This window comes from Ohtaekwangia sp. (genome assembly GCF_036568665.1).
Lineage (GTDB): Bacteria > Bacteroidota > Bacteroidia > Cytophagales > Cyclobacteriaceae > Ohtaekwangia.
This window is the reverse complement of the sequence record NZ_DATCSD010000239.1, coordinates 1-2,259: the sequence shown is the minus strand read 5'-3', so window position 1 is coordinate 2,259 and position 2,259 is coordinate 1. Positions and strand designations below refer to the sequence as shown.

General features: G+C 45.2%; 3 protein-coding genes. 1 reads left to right on the top strand and 2 read right to left on the bottom strand.

The window, feature by feature from the left end; all coding sequences use genetic code 11:
* Positions 1 to 10: 10 nt before the first annotated feature.
* Both VIN08_RS13285 and VIN08_RS13280 read right to left on the bottom strand, forming a co-directional pair.
* Positions 11 to 691 (bottom strand): DUF1361 domain-containing protein, encoded by a 681-nt coding sequence (locus tag VIN08_RS13285; RefSeq protein WP_331965770.1) that lies wholly within the window; start codon positions 689 to 691, stop codon positions 11 to 13.
* A 112-nt stretch (positions 692 to 803) separates the two neighbouring features.
* Positions 804 to 1,634, bottom strand: coding sequence for a hypothetical protein (locus VIN08_RS13280; RefSeq protein ID WP_331965767.1), 831 nt, complete (start codon positions 1,632 to 1,634; stop codon positions 804 to 806).
* A gap of 146 nt (positions 1,635 to 1,780) precedes the next feature.
* Between VIN08_RS13280 and VIN08_RS13275 the strand changes: the two genes are divergently transcribed.
* Positions 1,781 to 2,259 (top strand): DUF4140 domain-containing protein (locus VIN08_RS13275; RefSeq protein WP_331965764.1); only part of this gene is annotated, 479 nt, incomplete at its 3' end.

Below are 2,259 nucleotides of genomic sequence, written 5' to 3'. Positions count from 1 at the left end.
CATAAGTAAATCACTTCCTCGTATACACTTTCGAAAACTGCATCAGCAATATATACCCTAACAGTAAAAACGTAGAGAACAGTATAGTTACTCCGTACGTCTGCGGGTGTTGAAAGGGATTGAGTATGCGTGTAGCTATATCGTGCAGAAGTTGCATAGGGGAGGAGATCACATCCCAACTGTTCCAGCGCAGGTAGCGGCCCAGGTATATACCAAAGCCACCCAACAATAAACTTCCTATAGAAATTGTCCAGCCTATCCAGGGCTTAAAGCGGGCGGTGAACACGGCTTGTATATCCATCATCGAAGCAAAGCCGAGCATGAGTCCGTTCCAAGCGAAGAAGAGTATAAGCGCCAGGTCGTACCAGTACGGTACACCGGGGCGTTGTTTCAAATGAAAGAGATCGGTTAATATATAGGGCGCGTTCGGGAAGAAGCATAGCCACACCATGAACGGTATCCAGAGCCAGGCTGCCTGTTTTATTGTGTGATGGTATAGCACCAGCAGCGTGCTGATCATATAGGGCACGAGTGCCAGAAATATATTCCACACCAGGAATACGAAAGTAACTTTAGAAGTATACTGCACGCGAAAGGCCACGAGCGTTACACACAATATAGTGGTGAGCGAAAAGATGATCAGAATGTATAGCCTGTTCATCTCTTTAAGGCGATGGAAGAAGGAGATCATAGGGAAGTGATTACAACGCTGTTCACGCAGAATACGATGCGCAGGTTTTACCGTTGAACGCCTATTTTAGCACGAACGACTTCTTTTCTTCTAAACCCAAGGTATAAGGCTGCTATGCCGGTAACTTCTTTCGGAGTCCTTCCAGCATATTTACAAAACGTGAGAGCTGACTGTCGGAAGATTTCTTCAGTTCTTCCAGCACAACCGTAGAGATCAGTCGCGGCCAGAATAGAGGAGAATCCACATCGCCTCCTTTTTGTTCTATCAACGCTATCTTTTCTACCAGCACAGTACGCAACGCTTCGGGTACTGCCGGGTCTTGCGACAATACTTTAAACTTTTGCAGGCCCTGCTGAATGCGCTTCGCCTGTATATCGGCCACAGCATCTGTTAACAGGTAAGGCCAATGTATACCCGTTTCGTTCGCGAAGCCGGCCCAGTAGAACTTCGATCCTTCCAGGTCTTTATCATAGATCTTCGCTATACCCAACAATATATAAAAGGTAGTGGCTTCATATTGAATAGTAGAGTGCGGCTTGTGCAGGTGGTCTTTCGCCTGTTGTGATTCGGTTCGCGCAAGTGTATCCCAGCCTTGTTCGTACATCGTGATGGCACGCAGCGATTGCGCCATATAGCGCACATCGTCATCGGTACTTTCCTGTGCCAGGTCGGCTTCCGCAAAAGCCATCGAAGGTTTTTTGGAAACAGTCCACAGATAACCTAATAGTAAATGTGCATACTCTGACTTGAGCGGAGTTATAGAATCGGGTAACTCGGCATTATATATTTTTATAGCCGGGCCCACTGTTGCAGCCGATGTTGCTTTATAGGTCTTATAGGTAAAGCTGGCAGTGGTTTCTTCGTATAGCTCGCGTTGTGTTTTTTTAGAAGAGCAGGCTATAGCAAGAAATATGATAGCGGCAAGAAGGCACTTTGTTTTCAAAATATCAGGATCTGGTTGTGTTAGCAGCCTGCAATATCTTTGATTTTCATGCGAACTTCACGATGTTTCCTTAAAACTTTTGATGACGCTATAAATAAGTTTTATAGTATCTTGTTCGTTGATGATGTATTGTCCCTATATATTTTATGAGAAACCTGATCTACCCCCTTGCGTTGGCTGTGTGCCTGCCGTTCAATCTTCTTGCTCAATATGAAAATGAAATACCGGTTGAAGTAAAACCAAAATCGGTTACTGTTTTTCTGAATGGTGCCGAGATCTCGGGCATCGAAAATATAGCAGTAAAGAAAGGAAGGAATACCATTATCTTCAAAGGTCTCTCACCGGATCTGGCAGATGAGAGCGTGCAGGTTACGGTGGATAATACGGTGTCGTTGCTTTCGGTTAGCACCGATCAGGTTATTGTTGATGCTGCTACTTTGGATAACAGAATAAAGATATGGCAGGATTCACTGGTATATATTCGGGAGAAGACTGAGCTGATCGATAATCGTATAGATGCTTTTCAGTTCGAGAAAGAGACGCTTACACAAAATCAGAAACTCACGTCAGGCACGGCTGCATCGGTTCAATCATTGGGCAGCGCGGCCGACTTTATGCGTGAACG

What these genes read in the sequence shown, in the direction of transcription:
- VIN08_RS13285 (WP_331965770.1), bottom strand. Translation starts at nt 691, where the DNA reads ATGATCTCCTTCTTCCATCGCCTTAAAGAGATGAACAGGCTATACATT.